A 16,210-nucleotide genomic window follows, 5' to 3' on the forward strand; every position below is an offset into this window, starting at 1 on the left:
TCAGGGTCCTCAAGGACCACAGGGACCAGCGGGAGCTGACGGTATCGATGGTGCCGATGGAATAGATGGGGCCACAGGTCCTCAAGGTCCAGTAGGGCCACAAGGCCCAGCAGGGATTGGACTGTCTGCCTACCAGATATGGTTGAATGCCGGCAACACGGGGACAGAGGCAGACTTCATTGCGAGTCTTCAAGGTCCACAAGGACCAGCGGGAGCCAATGGTATCGATGGTGCTGATGGTATTGATGGAGCTAATGGCCTTTCTGCTTATCAGATATGGTTAAGTAATGGCAATACTGGTAGCCAAGCAGATTTTTCTGCCGCGTTGGTATCGACAATCGCAGAAGTTTATGATATTACTGGTGGTCAGACCATCAATGCTACTCCAGTGAACATCAATTTTGGAACATCAGGTATTGTAGATACCGGTTATACAGCAGCTACATCATCAATCACAGTGGGAGCTGCTGGAAGGTATCTAATCACTTACCGAGTAACTGCAGGTGTTACCAGTAATACACGAACAGGAAGTGAATATCAATTGATGGTGAATGGAGTTGCAGTACCAGGAACATATTCAACTGCCTACCAGCGTAACAGTACGGTTGATAAGGGGACAGCTACGGCTACCAAAGTAATTCAGTTGAATGCAAATGACGTGATCACTGTCCAAGGAAGAGTATATAGTGGAGGTACGCTTCAGACTGCTGTTAATGGATCTTCCTTAATTATTGAGAGAATTAAATAATCCCTAAAGAATTTAAGCAATATGAGAATTTTTAAAATAGTGCTAGCAGTTGTGTTTTTTATAGCTACCATTGAATCTTATGCACAAACCATGATATTGTCTTCTCAAGTTACTACCTATAGTACGGCAGCAGAAGGGGATTTTTATAAGGATGAAAATGATAAAGTATACATAGGAATGAGCGATGGAAGTCTTGAGGCTTTGGGGGGAGGCTCAGCGAGTGAGACTCAAACCGATCTATCTCAGAATACATCTACGGGAGTGATAACGTACGTGAATGAAGTAAACACCTCACAAATCGCAAATGTCGTAAGCGCAGATGCCAATAACGTTTTGAAAGTGGGAAGTGACGGCGGTACCTTTAGATCTTTAAATGTATTTAATTGTTATGACCTTAATGGAGGACAAACAATTACAACCACAGCATCTAAGATCAATTTGGATACCGAAACTATTAATTCTGGTGGGTATTTGCTGTCTGCTGGAGACGTGACTTTGTCGGAAGATGGTATTTACGAGATTCATTATTCCGTAGATTTTGAATTGACCAACGGTGGCACCAATGCTAATGACGAGGTTAGGTCTGAATTGTTGTTGAACGGAACACCAGTGGCAGGATCAAGAACCGACGCTAGTCTATCTACAACAAGTGCTGGTGTTCAATCGGCCTCACGAACGTTAATTTTGAATTTATCAGCAGGTGATGTCATTGCGATCTGGTCAGTGAAAAATGGCAACAGAAATGTCATTACTATCCCTGAAGGTTGCGGGATGACCATAAAAAAACTCAATTAGGAATAGCTTAAATAAAAAGCCCCCGATCGGGGGCTTTTTTTATGAACAATTATTCAAAATAGTAATATTTTTAAAGTGTAACTTGTTCGACCGTGTTTAAAGACACCTACATATCAAAGAATCAAGAGGTATCGATAGGTTTGCCATATGATGTCCGTTTGTTTGTGAAGCGAGAGGATGAAATCGATTCCTTCATATCTGGAAATAAATTCAGGAAGCTTAAATACAACGTGTTAGAAGCAGAGCGAATCAAGGCTAAGGTACTTATCACCTTTGGCGGAGCTTTTTCCAATCATATTGCTGCTGTTGCAAGAGCCGGTCAGGTAAGAGGATTTGCAACTGTAGGAATAATTAGAGGGGAGGAATTGGCTTCAAAAATTCAGGGAAACCCAACTTTAAAATATGCCCAGAATTGCGGTATGGAGTTAGAATTTATTTCTAGAGAAAATTATCGACAGAAAGATTCAGCAGCCTTCCTTCAAGAGCTAAATCTAAAATACAATGATGTCTACATTATTCCCGAGGGTGGTACTAATGATTTAGCGGTAAAGGGTTGTGAAGAGATAGTAACACCCGATGACCGGACTTTTGATGTGATCGCTTGCTGCGTAGGAACAGGAGGGACGATTTCTGGAATAATCAACAGTAGCAAGCCTGAACAATTGGTTTTAGGTTTTCCAGCACTGAAAGGAGATTTTTTAAAAGAAGAGATTCGTAAATTTGCACAAAAAGATAACTGGAATTTAATTGCCGATTATCATTTTGGGGGTTACGCAAAAGTCAATAGGGAGCTGATAGCATTCCTCAATACGTTCAAAAAGAGTACTGGTATCCCGCTAGACCCTGTTTATACAGGCAAAATGGCCTTCGGTATAATTAATTTGATAAAAAACGGTTATTTTAAGAAGGGGAGTCGGATATTGATGATTCATACGGGTGGTTTGCAAGGAATCGCCGGAATGAACAAACAACTGAAAAAGAGAAAATTGCCATTGATCGACACATGAGATACAAACATTTTATATATCTGCTAGCTACCATAGTGCTCAGCAGCTGCGGTGCTAAGAAAAAAACGGTTTATAAAAATCCGAAACCAAGGGTTGAAGTGGTTGTCACAACACCGGAAGTTCGTACACCTCCAAAAGAGGAAGAGACGCCTACAAGACCGAAAACGGGTAATATAGTGCTAGACTATATTCATACCTATACTGAAACTGCCAAACAAGAAATGAGCCTCTACGGGATTCCAGCAAGTATAACCTTGGCACAAGGGATTTTAGAATCGGGCTCAGGAAAAGGCGATCTGACCATGCGCTCCAATAATCACTTCGGCATTAAATGTCACAAAGAGTGGCAAGGAGGGCGAGTATATCACGACGATGACGCTCGTGGAGAGTGCTTTAGAAAGTATGATGACCCAAAAACTTCCTTCAGAGACCACTCTTTATTCCTTTATGGGCGAAAGCGCTATTTTTCTTTGTTCAAATTACCTAAAGACGATTATAAAGGTTGGGCGAGGGGTTTGAGGAAAGCAGGCTATGCTACCGATCCCAAGTACCCTGCAAAATTGATCAGTTTGATAGAAAGGTATAAGCTCTATGAGCTTGACGCCGAAGTAATTGGAAAAGACCCAAGGTTGGCACAAAAGGTAGAGCCCAAGGAAGACCGCTATACGGTTAAAAAGGGCGATACGCTTTACTCGATCGCTAGAAGGCATAAAATATCTGTTACCGAATTAAGGTCGCTAAATAGTCTAGAAGACAATACGATCCATGAGGGACAAACCCTGTTCGTGAAACCATTACCAAAAGATTTTTAATGAATTACCAAAGAAGCAGTGCCTTATTTAAGGAGGCCGAAATGTACATTCCTGGAGGGGTGAACTCCCCTGTGCGCGCATTTAAGGCGGTAGGAGGTGACCCTATTTTTGTGAAAAGTGCCAAAGGAGCTTATTTGTATGATGAAGATGGGAACAAACTCATCGATTATATCGCCTCATGGGGTCCGATGATCTTGGGGCACGCTCATCAGCCAGTGATAGATGCCATAGTAGATAAGGCACAGAAGGGGACTTCTTTTGGAATTCCTACGCAGATAGAGACCGAGATTGCCAAGTTGGCTGTATCGATGGTCCCGAATATCGATAAGATCCGTTTTGTGAATAGTGGAACCGAAGCTTGTATGAGTGCTGTTAGATTGGCTCGAGGGTATACGGGACGAGAGAAGATCATCAAGTTTGCGGGTTGTTATCATGGGCATTCAGATGCATTTTTGATACAGGCCGGTAGCGGAGCGGTTACCTTTGGAGCACCCAATAGTCCTGGAGTTACGCAAGGCACTGCAAAAGATACTTTACTGGCGCGATATAATGATCTTGCAAATGTTGAGGAACTTTTCGATGCCAACAACGGGGAGATCGCCGCTATTATCATCGAACCAGTAGCAGGAAATATGGGATGTATTATTCCTGAAGAGGGCTTTCTGGAAGGATTGCGAAAGCTTTGCGACGACCATCATGCCCTATTGGTCTTTGACGAGGTCATGACCGGTTTTCGCTTGGCGAAAGGAGGAGCGCAAGAATTATTGAAGATAGATGCCGATATCATAACGTTCGGCAAGGTCATCGGTGGAGGATTGCCCGTAGGAGCCTTTGCTGCAAGAAACGAGATCATGGAGTATTTGGCGCCACTGGGACCGGTTTATCAAGCAGGTACATTAAGTGGAAATCCTCTGGCTATGAGTGCAGGTTTGACCATGTTGAAAGAGTTGAATGAGCGGCCAGAAGTTTTTACCAGTTTAAACGATAAGACCAAATACTTGCATCAAGGACTTGAGAAAGTGCTCACCGAAGCGGGAATCACGTTTCAGATCAATCGCCTAGGCTCGATGATCTCTGTTCATTTTACCGAAGCGCCGGTAGTCGATCTTGAATCTTCCGCCAAAGGAAATAATGGGACCTTCAAGAAATTTTTTCACGGGATGCTTAACGAAGGGATCTATCTTCCTCCAAGTGCTTTTGAAAGTTGGTTCTTAAACGATGCACTATCGTACAAAGATCTGGACAATACGATTGAAGCCGCCAGAAAAGTGGCCACTAGCTTATAAAATAAAAAAGCGAGCCCTTCTAAGCTCGCTTTTCAATCATCTAGAGGTTATCTTATTGTTGCGTTTCTTTGTACTTTTTAAATTGCTCCTCGGTAAGGAGTTCCTTCAAAGCAGCTTCTCTTTTTGCAGCTCGCTCTTCTTTGCTCTCCTCTATCTTTTTGACCTTAGGATTGTTATTTGCGATCATCTCTTGAATGCCTTGTTCTTCTTTCACCTGTTTCAGGTAAAAATTGAAAACGCCATCGATCTGTTCTTCTTCAAGCCCAACTTGTTCTTTCAATTCCATGGTCTTTTCTTTGGCTAGTTCTCTGGGAGTCTTTTTTTCCTGTGCCAAAGTAGTGGTACTTATGCCGAACAGCGCTAGAAATGCAATAAATGCAAGTATTTTTTTCATGTGTAATTAGTTAAAATGATGGGTTTAAAGATACAACTAAAAATAAAAGGAATTGATATTCATCAAGAGAACTCGGTCATCTCAGCCTTTAAATATTGAGATACTTTTAAGAAGGCAAGCTTGTTCTATCTCACTTTAGCAAGTATCTTTGCAACATATTTTTCGATTGCAATGAAGAAAAAAATAGTTCTTATTTCGCTTTTCATACTTCCTGTGGTCATCTATCTTTTTTTTGCCTCGGGGATCTATCATTTTGGAGAGCTACCCGTGCTGACTGAGAAGGTGGGAGATTTAGAGGCTTTTTCCACAGAAGATGGTCAAAAGGTCAAATTGGATGAAAAGATCACGGTACTGGGATTTTTAGGAAATGATTTCAGTACGAAAAAATCGTCGGTCTATAACCTTCACGAGGAGATCTATAAAGGGAATTATGATTACGACACCAATTTTCAAATGGTGATGGTCCTTCCAAAAGATACGGAGTCTCAAGTTGCCGACCTAAAATTGGAACTCAGTAGATATGCCAAGATAGATAAGTGGCGATTTGTCTATGGCGATGATTTTGAAATAAAGGAGCTCTTTCAAAGCTTGCAGACGCCGTTCTCCCTAAACAGTGACCTAGGAAGCGACTATGTGTTTATCATCGACAAAAAATCATCGCTTAGAGGAAGATTGCCAGACGAGGAAAATGATAAGATATATGGCTATAATGCAAATTTGGTCAGCGAATTGCACAATCTTATGGATGACGATGTTAAGGTTGTTCTGGCAGAGTATAACTTAGCGTTGAAAAAAAATTATAAGGTGAGCAGAAGAGATTCGTTCTTAAAGCAAAAGAAAAAATAACGACCTCGCATGAAGAATAAATCATATATCGGAATTTCGTTCATTATACTTGTCTTTGGCATCATTTTCATCCCAAAGATCGTGGATCGTATAAAGCGCGGAGACGTCACGGATCTTAAAGATAGAAGTAGTGCGGTTTCAGAAAACACATTGGCTTATATCACATCAGCCATGGGCGAAAAGGTCAAGGTCCCCGATTTCATCTTCACAAATCAAGATAGCCTGCCGATCACCAATGAAGATTATTTGGGAAAGGTGTATGTCTTAGAGTTTTTCTTTACAAAATGTCCCACCATCTGTCCTATTATGAATCAGAAGATGAAAGAGCTGGATGATCTCTTCGGGGATAAGGCCGATTTTGGGATCGTATCCATTACCATAGATCCTGCGAATGATACGCCTCTAAAATTAAAAGAACACGCAGAGCTCTACGATCCCCAATCAAAAAACTGGAATTTTTTAACTGGCAAGAAAGAGACCATTTATGACCTTGCTAACAATGGCTTTAAAATGTACGCAGGACAGGGAAGCGAGGAAGCCGGAGGGTTTGAGCACTCCGGACTTTTTGCATTGATCGACAAGGAGGGTTATATACGAAGCCGAAAGGATCAATATGGAAATCCTATCACTTACTACAGAGCAATTGAGGATAGTGAATATGGGCTTGAGAACCAGATCGAAGAATTGAAAGAAGATATAAAGTTATTGCTATCTGAATAATATGAGCAGAATACAAGCTACTGAAGAAGAAAAGAAATATAAGAAATGGATCATCATATTGTCCATTCTAATCCCTTTGGTGGTGGTGGCACTATTTGGGGTAAATCTAAGAAGATTGGGTTATGATGTGGAGCCATTGCGGTTCTTGCCCCCTATCTATGCAACCATAAATGGTATAACAGCCATCTTGCTTATGGTCGCTGTCTGGGCGATCAAAAATGGAAGAAGAAAATTGCACGAAGTTTTAATGAAAACGGCCATCGGGTGTTCTGTGCTTTTTCTGGTGATGTATGTAGCTTATCACATGACCTCGGATGCCACGGCTTTTGGAGGAGAAGGTATTGTGCGGTATATTTATTATTTTATATTGGTAACGCATATATTGTTATCTATAGGAATCATACCTTTGGTGCTCATCACCTATGTACGAGCGATTGCGAAGAGCTTTTCACGGCATCGACAGATCGCTAGGATCACTTTTCCGATTTGGTTATATGTCGCCATCACAGGAGTGATCGTTTATTTGATGATATCTCCGTATTATACCTGATAATTAGATGAAAAAAGCATTGGTCATATTGGTTCTTTTGGTTTTGCTTCCGCAGTTGATGGACGCTCAGTGCGCTATGTGCAGAGCAGTACTAGAAAGTGAAGGTAGTCAAGAGACCGCTAAGGGCATCAATAACGGAATCGTCTACCTTATGGCTATTCCTTATGTGCTGATAGGTGCATTGGGTTATTACATTTATCGTTGGTTGAAAAAAGAGAGACAGATCGAGTAGTCAACGCCCTCCCAAATTCTTATTTTAACATTATCTTCACATTTTACCTGTAACAAATCCTACACAGATAAGTCTTATGTTGTGTTGCCTTATGCTTTTTAGTAGTATAAGTCTTAACAAATCATTAATACTGAAGGTGCAATGTATTGATTAACATTGTAGCTGCTAATCAACCATCAACAACATGATCGAAATTAAAGATCTTCATAAATCCTATAGGATGGGAGCAAATTCCCTTCATGTCCTTAAAGGAATCAATCTAAATGTAAAGGCAGGGGAGCTAGTTGCCATTATGGGTTCTTCAGGTTCCGGAAAATCTACATTACTTAATATCATAGGGATGTTAGACGTTGCTGATAGCGGCAGCTATGTCTTGGATGGTGTTCCAATAAAGAATTTAAACGAGAAAAAGGCTGCACAGTATAGGAACAAGTTCTTAGGGTTTATATTTCAGTCCTTTAACCTTATCAATTATAAAACTGCTGTAGAGAATGTATCCCTACCCCTTTATTATCAGGGAATGAAGCGCAAAGCACGTATTGAGAAGTCGATGAAGTATCTAGAAAGTGTCGGCCTTAAAGAATGGGCGACCCACTTACCTAGTGAACTTTCGGGTGGACAAAAGCAACGTGTAGCCGTTGCGCGGGCAATGGTTGGAGAACCTAAGGTTTTGTTAGCAGATGAGCTTACTGGGGCGTTGGATACAAAAACCTCATACGAGGTGATGGATCTTATTCAGAAAATAAACGATGAAGGTAACACGATTCTGGTGGTGACTCATGAGCCCGATATTGCTGATATGTGCAAGCGTATCGTGCATTTAAAAGATGGGGTCATTGTAGAAGATAAGATGGTGGAACAAATAAGAGCGCAACAATATGTTCAGTAGAGATCGTTGGCAAGAGATATTTCAGTCGATAGGGAAGAACAAGCTTCGAACCTTCCTGTCTGGGTTCACCATTACCTTGGGAATACTGATATTTACCATTCTTTTCGGTTTTGGGAATGGGTTAAAGAATACTTTCCAAGAATTCTTTGTCGATGATGCTACGAATACCATTTGGTTATTTCCAGGACGCACGTCAAAACCCTATAAAGGGTTTGCGACCAACCGAAGAATAGAATTCAGAAATGACGATGTATCGGACATTAAGGAGGATTTTACCATGTATCTAGATTATATCAGTCCAAGAATATCTAGAGGCGGAATGGCTAAATACAAAGGAGAATCTAACACCTATACCACAAGAGCGGTATCCCCAGCCTACCAATTTTGCGAGAAGACCATTATCATGAAAGGGCGCTACCTGAATGAGAACGATATTAAAGAGAAAGCAAAACATATTGTAATAGGCAGACTCGTAGAACAAGATCTATTTGGGAAGGAAAACGCGCTTGGAAAATTCTTAGATATAGATGGCATTGTCTATAAGGTCATAGGGGTGTTTCAAGATGATGGTGGTGACAATGAGGAACGTCTGATCTATATGCCATACACCACCAGACAATTGATAGAAAAAAATACTGACAAGATAGACCAGATCATTGTTGGTTTTAAACTGGGAATAGGATATTCAGGAGCCATGGCTTTTGAAAGAAGTTTGGACAAATACATGCGTAACAAACACGTCATTGCGCCCGATGATCAAAACGGTATTTTTATCAGGAATGTTGCAGATCAGGTAAAACAAACCCTACAGTTCGCAGGAATATTGCAAATGGTGGTCGCTTTTGTGGGAATTGGAACCTTACTCGCAGGAATTATTGGAATTAGTAATATCATGGTCTTTGTTGTAAAGGAACGGACCAAAGAGTTAGGGGTTAGAAAGGCATTGGGGGCATCTCCTGGGAGCATTGTTGGAATGGTACTTCAAGAGTCTATTTTCATCACTACCATCGCTGGAATAGCAGGCCTGGTAATAGGTATGGGGATTTTGAATTTTGTAGGAGTATCACTCGAAGAATTCTTTATAAAGAATCCTTACGTAGACACAAGCACGGTGGTCAAAGCGACATTACTGCTAATTTTCTTTGGAGCCTTGGCAGGATACATCCCTGCAAGACGCGCCGCACGTATTAAACCAATTGTAGCACTAAGAGACGAATAAGATGAAATTCATATTTGATAGAGATACATGGCAAGAAATTTACGGTTCTATTAGCAAGAACAAATTAAGAACTGTGATTACCGTGGTCGGAGTACTTTGGGGAATCTTTGTGTACATAGCGCTCTCTGGTTCGGCCAAAGGATTGGACAATGGTTTTGAGAAAGAATTCAAGGACATTGCGCAAAATAGCATGTTTGTGTGGGCGCAACGCACAAGCATTCCAAATGAGGGCTTTAAAATTGGAAGAAGAATTCAGTTGAAGCTCGATGATGTAGAATCCCTCTATAATCAAAATCCAGAAATTCAATTCATAGCGCCAAGGAATGTGAAAGGAATTTTTGGAGATGCACCAGCGCAAGTTGTCAGAGACCTGAAGTCTGGCACCTATTCTACCTTTGGAGACTATCCTACGATCGACAAGATCGCTAGAAAGAAAATTTATGATGGAGGACGTTTTTTGAATGACGAAGATATAAGGCACGAACGCAAAGTATGTGTTATTGGTGAGCGTGTACAAAAAGAACTATTCGAGAAAGATGAGGATCCCTTGGGGAAGTTTGTAAGGATCGATAACATTTATTTCCAGGTTATTGGGGTCTACAAGTATGACGGTGGTGGTGGTTTTGAAGATGATAGTGCCATTTTTATTCCTTTCTCAACCTATCAAAAGATATACAATATGGGAGATAACGTGGGCTGGATGGCTATTGCGGCTTATGATGATGCCGATGTGGTCGCTTTAGAAGGGAACATAAAACAATCCTTGAAGAGAATACATAAGGTGCATCCCGATGATGAGCGGGCTTTTGGTTCTTTTAATTTGGGGGAGGCATTTGGAAAAATCATGGGATTCTCTAAAGGATTGAACTTTTTATCACTCATCGTAGGAATCGCCACCATATTGGCCGGAGTTATCGCTATTGGTAATATTCTATTGATCTCGGTTAAAGAGCGTACCAAAGAATTAGGCGTCCGACGAGCACTCGGTGCAACCCCCGGCGAAGTTCGTGGGCAAATCATTCTAGAATCTGTCTTCCTCACGATCATTGCAGGTGTTATCGGAATTATTTGTGGAGCCTTGGTGTTATCACTTATCAACACCATGTTTGCAGATAAGGGTTCTTTCCCTTACAGCAACCCTACAGTACCCATACCCTATGTTTTAGGAGCTTTGGTCATTATGATCGTACTGGGAACACTTATAGGGCTCATTCCTGCCCAAAGAGCTGTGAGTATAAAACCAATAGACGCATTAAGAGAAGAATAACCTAAATACATCAAACTAAATAAATCATCAACGAATGAAAATTTTAAAATACCTTTTGATAGCCTTTATCGTACTCGGGGGATTGTACGCCGCTGTCTATTTTATGAAGAGCAACAGCAAATCTCCAATTACCTATGAAACCGAGACTGCTTTCACCACCTCTATCGAAGATAAAACAGTTGCTACTGGGAAAGTAGTGCCAGAAGAGGAAGTGGAGGTAAAACCTCAGGTTACCGGTATCATCGACAAGATATTTGTAGAGGAAGGAGACGAAATTAAAACCGGCGATCTGATCGCTAAGATAAAGGTAGTGCCTAACGAACAAGCACTGAATGCGGCGAGAGGTCGTGTGAACAATGCCAATATAAACTTGGGCAATGCCAAGTTGGACTACGACCGTAACAAGGCATTGTTTGACAAAGGTGTGATCTCTGCTCAAGATTTTCAAAATATTCAGTTGCGCTATGACCAGGCAAAGCAAGAATTGAGAAACGCACAAAACGATTTGCAGATCATTCGTCAAGGGTCTACTGGCGGTGCTCAGGCGATCACCAATATTCGCGCCTCAGTATCTGGTACCATCCTCGAGATTCCGGTGGAAGAAGGCGATCAAGTAATTCAAAGTAATAACTTTAACGACGGGACCACGGTCGCCACGATCGCTGATATGAAAAAGATGATCTTCGAAGGAAAGGTAGACGAGTCAGAAGTTGGAAAACTAAAGGTAGATATGCCGTTATCAGTAAGTTTGGGAGCGATTCAAGACAAAGAATTCGACGCCAAATTAAAATTCATAGCTCCTAAAGGAAATGAAGAGCAGGGTGCCGTACAATTTAAGATCGAAGGCGACGTCTATTTGGATGAAGATTTCTTCGTGAGAGCTGGTTATAGTGCTAATGCTTCGATCGTCTTGGAGAAGAAAGATAGCATCATGGCCATCAAGGAGGCGCTCTTGCAATTCGACAAAGAGACCGAAAAACCCTATGTGGAGATAGCCATCGGCGAGCAAGAATTTGAACGCAGAGATATTGAAATAGGAATCTCTGACGGAATTAATGTTGAGGTGATCTCTGGAATTACCAAGGAAGATAAGATCAAAGTTTGGAATAAAACGGAGCCGAAGAAAAAAGGTGAGGATGAAGAAGAGGAAGAAGCGTCAAACTAAGTAACTCATCAGCATAAACAGATCACATGAAAAAAAATAGAATTACAATTGTTTTGTTGTCGCTTACCTTTGGTTTGATACAGGCGCAGCAAAAAAAATGGACACTCCATGAATGTGTGGAGTATGCATTGGAAAACAATATCACTATAAAGCAGGCCGAATTAGATCTAGAATCTATTGAACTCGATAAGATAGATGCTCTCGGTAATTTTCTTCCATCGCTCAACGGTAGGGCGTCATTAACAGAAAGTATAGGTTTGGGGACCAATCCTACCACTGGGGTTCTAGAAAACCAAGCCGTAATGTCCGTATCCCCTGGCTTGTTTTCTTCGGTCACGCTCTTCGACGGATTAAGAAACTTGAATAGACTGAACAGGGCAAAACTCTCTGCCATAGCAAATCAGTATCGTTTGGATGATATCAAAGATGATATCCGACTGTTCGTTGCCAATGCTTATCTGCGTGTAGTCTCAGATAGAGAATCGTTGAAAGTTCAGCAAGCACAATACGAATCCACAAAACAAGATCTTCAGAGAACAAAAGAACTTGTAGATGCTGGGATCGTTCCAGAGGGAGACCTTTTCGAGATCGAAGCGACGGCTGCCACTCAAGAACAGTCCATTGTTAACGCAGAGAACACGCTAAGAATCTCTAAAATATCACTAGCTCAGTTACTTCTCATAACCGACTATGAAAGCTTCGATATTTCAGAAGAAGATTATCTGGTGCCTGCGTCAACCATTTTTGATGTTTCTCCAAAGGGTGTTTACGAAAAGGCTTTGACATTTAGAAATGACATTAAATTGTCGCAGAGCAATGTTGAATTGGCTGAAAAAGATGTAAAAATTAGTAAAGGTGCCAGTTACCCAACATTATCCGCTTTCATGAATTATAATACACGTTGGGCCGACAATATCAATCTTGGATTCGTAGAGCAGTTTTGGACATTCGACGGAATGTCTTACGGACTTCAGTTAGATATACCGATCTTTAACGGCTTTGCCAACAAGAATGCCATTAAAAGAAGTCAGATCAACCTTGAAAGAAGTAAGCTGCAATTGCAACAGGACAAGTTGGATCTCGAGGCAACAGTAAATCAAGCATATACCGACGCCATTGGTGCGGCAAAGACTTATGAAGCGGCCCAGAAGACCTTGAAAGCACGTAAAACAGCCTTTGGATACTCACAAGAACGTTTCAATGTAGGACTGCTTAACTCCTTCGATTTCAATCAGTCCAAGCAAGCCGTCGTGCAGGCCGAAGCACAGGTGGTGCGTTCTAAGTATGACTATATTTTTAGGTTGAAAGTATTGGAATTCTATTTTGGCATTCCGATCTCTCAACTCTAACGATCAACCAATCTATTATAGAATTCCAGATTTCGATCTTATATATTGAAATCTGGAATTTGTTTTTTGAATGCTTTGCAATGTATCTTTGCAGCTTCAATATCACCTATGGGGTACATTTTAAATTTAGAGACCGCTACGACCAACTGCTCAGTATCACTGGCCAAAGATGGAAAAGTGATTGCCATTAGAGAGCAGAATGATGCTAAATATTCGCATGCCGAAAAATTACATGTATTCATCGAAGAGGTCTTGCAAGCGGCCAGCATCACACAAAGAGAGCTACAGGCGATCGCCGTAAGTAAAGGTCCTGGCTCTTATACGGGCTTGCGTATCGGTGTTTCTGCAGCAAAGGGACTTTGTTTTGCCTTAGACATTCCGTTGATCTCATTACCGACCTTGACCATCCTTGCTTCACAATTGAGTCTTGATGACGGTCTGGTGATTCCATTATTGGATGCTCGTCGAATGGAAGTGTATGCTGCAGTTTTTAATGCTGAAGGCAAGGAAATTAGGAAAACTGAGGCAGAGGTCATCGATGCAATGTCCTTTTCGGAATATCTCGAAAAAGAGAAAACATATTTCATCGGAAGTGGAGCTGCGAAATGCAAAGAGGTGATATCACATCAAAATGCCATTTTTATGGACGACGAGCGATCACCCTCCTCAAAAGAAATGGCGGCATTGTCCTACCTTAAGTTCTTAGCAAAAGATTTTGAAGATGTTGCCTATTTTGAGCCCTATTACTTAAAAGACTTTGTCGCAGGAAACAAGCGGTAGCCTCAAAGTTTGGGATCCATTTGCTCAATGGCCGTTTTGACTTCCGTTGTGGGAAGCTTGCATGCACTATTGACACATACGTAAATATAAGTTTCTCCCGCCACAAACCGATTCTCCAAAAGTGGAATTTTAGAGCTGTCTTCGCTACCCACGATCATTTTGTTGGGAATATAATTTTTGTTGAGCGCATTTATCTTTTCTTTGGCATCTTCTCCAACAACAGCAACTTCATAATAATTTCCGGCAAAGTTGATCATCAGGTCCAACCAATTGGCGTGACTCGAAGGATATGTGTTAATATCTCCTTTCATATTGTTCAGCATTTGCTGCGAAGTTTCAAAATAACGTTTGTCGCCAAAGTAGTGCGAAAGTTTGAAGAGATTCTTGGCCATAATGGAATTGGAGGCAGAAATAACATTATCGGTCTTTTCCATACTTCTTGTTACCAATGATGCATCCTCATTGGAGGTGAAGAAAAACAACTGACTGCGCTCGTCATGAAAGTGGTCAAAGCAGTAGTCGGCAAACTTCTTGGAGAAATCGAGCCATTGCTCATCTAGTGTCACTTCATATAGCGCAAGGAAGGCTTCGATGGTGGCCGCATAGTCTTCCAGGTAGCCATTGATGGTGCTTTTTCCATCTTTGTAGCTATGGTTCAATCCTCCATCTTCTTGCATTTGATGCGCAACTATGAAATTAGCGTTGGCAAGAGCGATATCTAAGAAGTGCTGCTCATCAAACGCCTTATAGGCATCCACATATCCTTTAAGCATGAGGGCATTCCAAGAGGTCAAGGTTTTATCATCTAACCGTGGACGTGCGCGCTTGGAGCGTTCGTCTAGAAGGATCTTTTTCCATTGAATGACTTTGGTTTTGAGCTGCTCAGCGGAAATTTGATATGTTGCTAGTAAATTTTCATCACTATCCTTTCTGATAAGTACGTAATTTCCCTTTTCCCAAAGGCCATAATCGTTAATGTTATAGTAGTCTTTGAAAAGGTCAAAATCGTCTTTTAATAGTTTTTGAAGGGTCTCTTTTTTCCAAACATAGAATGCTCCTTCCTCTAAATGCCCTTCCTCGTCCAGGCTATCGGCATCTAGCGAAGAATAGAACCCCCCTTGTTCATTGGTAAGTTCACGCTCAACAAAGGCCAAGATATCGTAGACGACATTTTTATACAGAGGATTTTTTGTAGCGGTATAGGCCTCGGCATAGAGGCTGGCGAGTTGGCCATTGTCATAAAGCATTTTTTCAAAATGGGGAACATGCCATTTCGTATCAACGGCATAGCGCGAAAAACCACCACCCACATGATCAAATACCCCACCATACGCCATCTTCGTCAATGTAAGGTCTACGTACTCCATCAATTTCTCATCCTCTGCTTGAAAAGCATAACGAAGCAAAAATTGTTGATTGTTAGGCATCATGAATTTCGGAGCACGATTCATCCCTCCCATACCCTTGTCAAAGTAGCGGCTCCAACTTTCTATCGAATTTTTAAGGTCTTCTTTAGTAAAGGAAGCCTCTTCGGTATTGGGAACGACCATATCAAGGTTTTGCATGCCTTTGGCGAGTTTGTCGGCATATTCCTCTACTTTCTTTGGGTCCTGTATGAATACTTGGTGAACCTGCTCTAAGGATTGTATCCACTTGTCTTTTGGGAAATAGGTACCTCCCCAAAAGGGTCTTCCATCTGGTAAGGCCACAACATTCATAGGCCATCCGCCGCCACCGGTCATCAATTGGACGGCGTTCATGTACACTTGATCCACATCGGGCCGTTCTTCTCTGTCTACTTTGATATTGATGAATTTTTCGTTCATCATCGCTGCGACGGTGCTGTCCTCAAAGCTTTCGTGCTCCATTACATGGCACCAATGGCAGGCGGCATAGCCAACGCTAATGAGTAGTGGCTTGTTCTCACGTTTCGCTTGTTCTAAAACTTCTGGCTTCCATGGTTTCCAATCAACAGGATTGTGTGCATGTTGAAGTAGATATGGGCTGGTTTCGTTGATGAGGTCGTTGGTATACTGGTGTTGCATTTCTTTCGAGGTTTCTTTTTGACCGTTGCAGGAGCATAAAAAAATAAGGCCGATCAGGGCAAGTGTGGAAAGTCTATAGATCATTTACCAAAGATACGTTAAGAAC

At 41.5% G+C, this 16,210-nt stretch carries 16 protein-coding genes and 1 pseudogene; 15 read left to right on the forward strand and 2 right to left on the reverse strand.

From position 1 onward, the window contains the following. From ACFQ1M_RS15465 to hemL, 5 genes and pseudogenes are all read left to right on the forward strand, one after another. A pseudogene (locus tag ACFQ1M_RS15465) lies at positions 1–748 on the forward strand (hypothetical protein); the annotation flags it as partial. 21 nt (positions 749–769) lie between these two features. Continuing rightward, positions 770–1,543, forward strand: a complete 774-nt coding sequence (locus tag ACFQ1M_RS15470; protein ID WP_386409805.1) for a hypothetical protein — start codon at positions 770–772, stop codon at positions 1,541–1,543. A gap of 92 nt (positions 1,544–1,635) precedes the next feature. Next, on the forward strand, positions 1,636–2,550 hold the full coding sequence (locus ACFQ1M_RS15475; protein WP_386409807.1) for a 1-aminocyclopropane-1-carboxylate deaminase/D-cysteine desulfhydrase: 915 nt from the start codon (positions 1,636–1,638) through the stop codon (positions 2,548–2,550). Then, positions 2,547–3,362, forward strand: a complete 816-nt coding sequence (locus ACFQ1M_RS15480; protein WP_386409809.1) for a glucosaminidase domain-containing protein — start codon at positions 2,547–2,549, stop codon at positions 3,360–3,362. The genes ACFQ1M_RS15475 and ACFQ1M_RS15480 overlap by 4 nt, the downstream gene beginning before the upstream one ends. Then, positions 3,362–4,648, forward strand: a complete 1,287-nt coding sequence (hemL, locus tag ACFQ1M_RS15485; protein WP_386409811.1) for a glutamate-1-semialdehyde 2,1-aminomutase — start codon at positions 3,362–3,364, stop codon at positions 4,646–4,648. Before ACFQ1M_RS15480 ends, hemL begins: the two co-directional genes overlap by 1 nt. Positions 4,649–4,700: 52 nt before the next feature. Here hemL and ACFQ1M_RS15490 read toward each other — a convergent pair whose 3' ends face one another. Next, positions 4,701–5,042, reverse strand: coding sequence for a hypothetical protein (locus ACFQ1M_RS15490; RefSeq protein WP_386409813.1), 342 nt, complete (start codon positions 5,040–5,042; stop codon positions 4,701–4,703). 171 nt (positions 5,043–5,213) lie between these two features. Here ACFQ1M_RS15490 and ACFQ1M_RS15495 point away from each other — a divergent pair, with 171 nt between their 5' ends. The 10 genes from ACFQ1M_RS15495 (at position 5,214) to tsaB (ending at position 14,059) form a co-directional block, all read left to right on the forward strand. After that, the gene (locus ACFQ1M_RS15495; RefSeq protein ID WP_386409815.1) at positions 5,214–5,888 is read left to right on the forward strand and encodes a hypothetical protein; all 675 of its coding nucleotides are present in this window, start codon (positions 5,214–5,216) and stop codon (positions 5,886–5,888) included. 9 nt (positions 5,889–5,897) lie between these two features. Continuing rightward, complete coding sequence (locus ACFQ1M_RS15500; RefSeq protein WP_386409817.1) at positions 5,898–6,608, forward strand: SCO family protein; 711 nt, start codon at positions 5,898–5,900, stop codon at positions 6,606–6,608. 1 nt (position 6,609) lies between these two features. Then, the gene (locus ACFQ1M_RS15505; protein ID WP_386409819.1) at positions 6,610–7,158 is read left to right on the forward strand and encodes a DUF420 domain-containing protein; all 549 of its coding nucleotides are present in this window, start codon (positions 6,610–6,612) and stop codon (positions 7,156–7,158) included. 76 nt (positions 7,159–7,234) lie between these two features. Beyond that, the gene (locus tag ACFQ1M_RS15510; RefSeq protein ID WP_386409821.1) at positions 7,235–7,390 is read left to right on the forward strand and encodes a hypothetical protein; all 156 of its coding nucleotides are present in this window, start codon (positions 7,235–7,237) and stop codon (positions 7,388–7,390) included. Positions 7,391–7,574: 184 nt separating this feature from the next. Beyond that, on the forward strand, positions 7,575–8,279 hold the full coding sequence (locus ACFQ1M_RS15515) for an ABC transporter ATP-binding protein (protein ID WP_386409823.1): 705 nt from the start codon (positions 7,575–7,577) through the stop codon (positions 8,277–8,279). Continuing rightward, positions 8,269–9,498 carry an ABC transporter permease gene (locus ACFQ1M_RS15520; protein ID WP_386409825.1) on the forward strand — a complete coding sequence of 410 codons (1,230 nt, stop codon included), beginning with the start codon at positions 8,269–8,271 and terminating at the stop codon, positions 9,496–9,498. Before ACFQ1M_RS15515 ends, ACFQ1M_RS15520 begins: the two co-directional genes overlap by 11 nt. Position 9,499: 1 nt before the next feature. Beyond that, complete coding sequence (locus ACFQ1M_RS15525) at positions 9,500–10,765, forward strand: ABC transporter permease (protein WP_386409827.1); 1,266 nt, start codon at positions 9,500–9,502, stop codon at positions 10,763–10,765. Positions 10,766–10,799: 34 nt separating this feature from the next. Beyond that, the gene (locus ACFQ1M_RS15530) at positions 10,800–11,930 is read left to right on the forward strand and encodes an efflux RND transporter periplasmic adaptor subunit (protein ID WP_386409829.1); all 1,131 of its coding nucleotides are present in this window, start codon (positions 10,800–10,802) and stop codon (positions 11,928–11,930) included. 26 nt (positions 11,931–11,956) lie between these two features. Next, positions 11,957–13,279 carry a TolC family protein gene (locus ACFQ1M_RS15535; RefSeq protein ID WP_386409831.1) on the forward strand — a complete coding sequence of 441 codons (1,323 nt, stop codon included), beginning with the start codon at positions 11,957–11,959 and terminating at the stop codon, positions 13,277–13,279. 108 nt (positions 13,280–13,387) lie between these two features. Beyond that, positions 13,388–14,059 carry a tRNA (adenosine(37)-N6)-threonylcarbamoyltransferase complex dimerization subunit type 1 TsaB gene (gene tsaB / locus ACFQ1M_RS15540; RefSeq protein ID WP_386409833.1) on the forward strand — a complete coding sequence of 224 codons (672 nt, stop codon included), beginning with the start codon at positions 13,388–13,390 and terminating at the stop codon, positions 14,057–14,059. A gap of 2 nt (positions 14,060–14,061) precedes the next feature. On the opposite strand, the gene ACFQ1M_RS15545 is transcribed toward tsaB, so the two are convergent. After that, on the reverse strand, positions 14,062–16,188 hold the full coding sequence (locus tag ACFQ1M_RS15545; RefSeq protein WP_386409835.1) for a thioredoxin domain-containing protein: 2,127 nt from the start codon (positions 16,186–16,188) through the stop codon (positions 14,062–14,064). Between the last annotated feature and the right edge of the window lie 22 nt (positions 16,189–16,210).

Origin of the sequence: Sungkyunkwania multivorans (genome assembly GCF_042675645.1) — a bacterium.
GTDB lineage: Bacteria > Bacteroidota > Bacteroidia > Flavobacteriales > Flavobacteriaceae > Sungkyunkwania > Sungkyunkwania multivorans.

Excerpts from the sequence above, each read along its gene's own strand:
- hemL (WP_386409811.1), top strand. The coding sequence starts at position 3,362 with ATGAATTACCAAAGAAGCAGTGCCTTATTTAAGGAGGCCGAAATGTAC.
- ACFQ1M_RS15545 (WP_386409835.1), bottom strand. The coding sequence starts at position 16,188 with ATGATCTATAGACTTTCCACACTTGCCCTGATCGGCCTTATTTTTTTA.
- ACFQ1M_RS15525 (WP_386409827.1), top strand. The coding sequence starts at position 9,500 with ATGAAATTCATATTTGATAGAGATACATGGCAAGAAATTTACGGTTCT.
- ACFQ1M_RS15495 (WP_386409815.1), top strand. The coding sequence starts at position 5,214 with ATGAAGAAAAAAATAGTTCTTATTTCGCTTTTCATACTTCCTGTGGTC.
- ACFQ1M_RS15500 (WP_386409817.1), top strand. The coding sequence starts at position 5,898 with ATGAAGAATAAATCATATATCGGAATTTCGTTCATTATACTTGTCTTT.
- ACFQ1M_RS15470 (WP_386409805.1), top strand. The coding sequence starts at position 770 with ATGAGAATTTTTAAAATAGTGCTAGCAGTTGTGTTTTTTATAGCTACC.
- ACFQ1M_RS15480 (WP_386409809.1), top strand. The coding sequence starts at position 2,547 with ATGAGATACAAACATTTTATATATCTGCTAGCTACCATAGTGCTCAGC.
- ACFQ1M_RS15490 (WP_386409813.1), bottom strand. The coding sequence starts at position 5,042 with ATGAAAAAAATACTTGCATTTATTGCATTTCTAGCGCTGTTCGGCATA.
- ACFQ1M_RS15530 (WP_386409829.1), top strand. The coding sequence starts at position 10,800 with ATGAAAATTTTAAAATACCTTTTGATAGCCTTTATCGTACTCGGGGGA.
- ACFQ1M_RS15505 (WP_386409819.1), top strand. The coding sequence starts at position 6,610 with ATGAGCAGAATACAAGCTACTGAAGAAGAAAAGAAATATAAGAAATGG.
- ACFQ1M_RS15520 (WP_386409825.1), top strand. The coding sequence starts at position 8,269 with ATGTTCAGTAGAGATCGTTGGCAAGAGATATTTCAGTCGATAGGGAAG.
- ACFQ1M_RS15515 (WP_386409823.1), top strand. The coding sequence starts at position 7,575 with ATGATCGAAATTAAAGATCTTCATAAATCCTATAGGATGGGAGCAAAT.
- ACFQ1M_RS15510 (WP_386409821.1), top strand. The coding sequence starts at position 7,235 with ATGTGCAGAGCAGTACTAGAAAGTGAAGGTAGTCAAGAGACCGCTAAG.
- tsaB (WP_386409833.1), top strand. The coding sequence starts at position 13,388 with ATGGGGTACATTTTAAATTTAGAGACCGCTACGACCAACTGCTCAGTA.
- ACFQ1M_RS15535 (WP_386409831.1), top strand. The coding sequence starts at position 11,957 with ATGAAAAAAAATAGAATTACAATTGTTTTGTTGTCGCTTACCTTTGGT.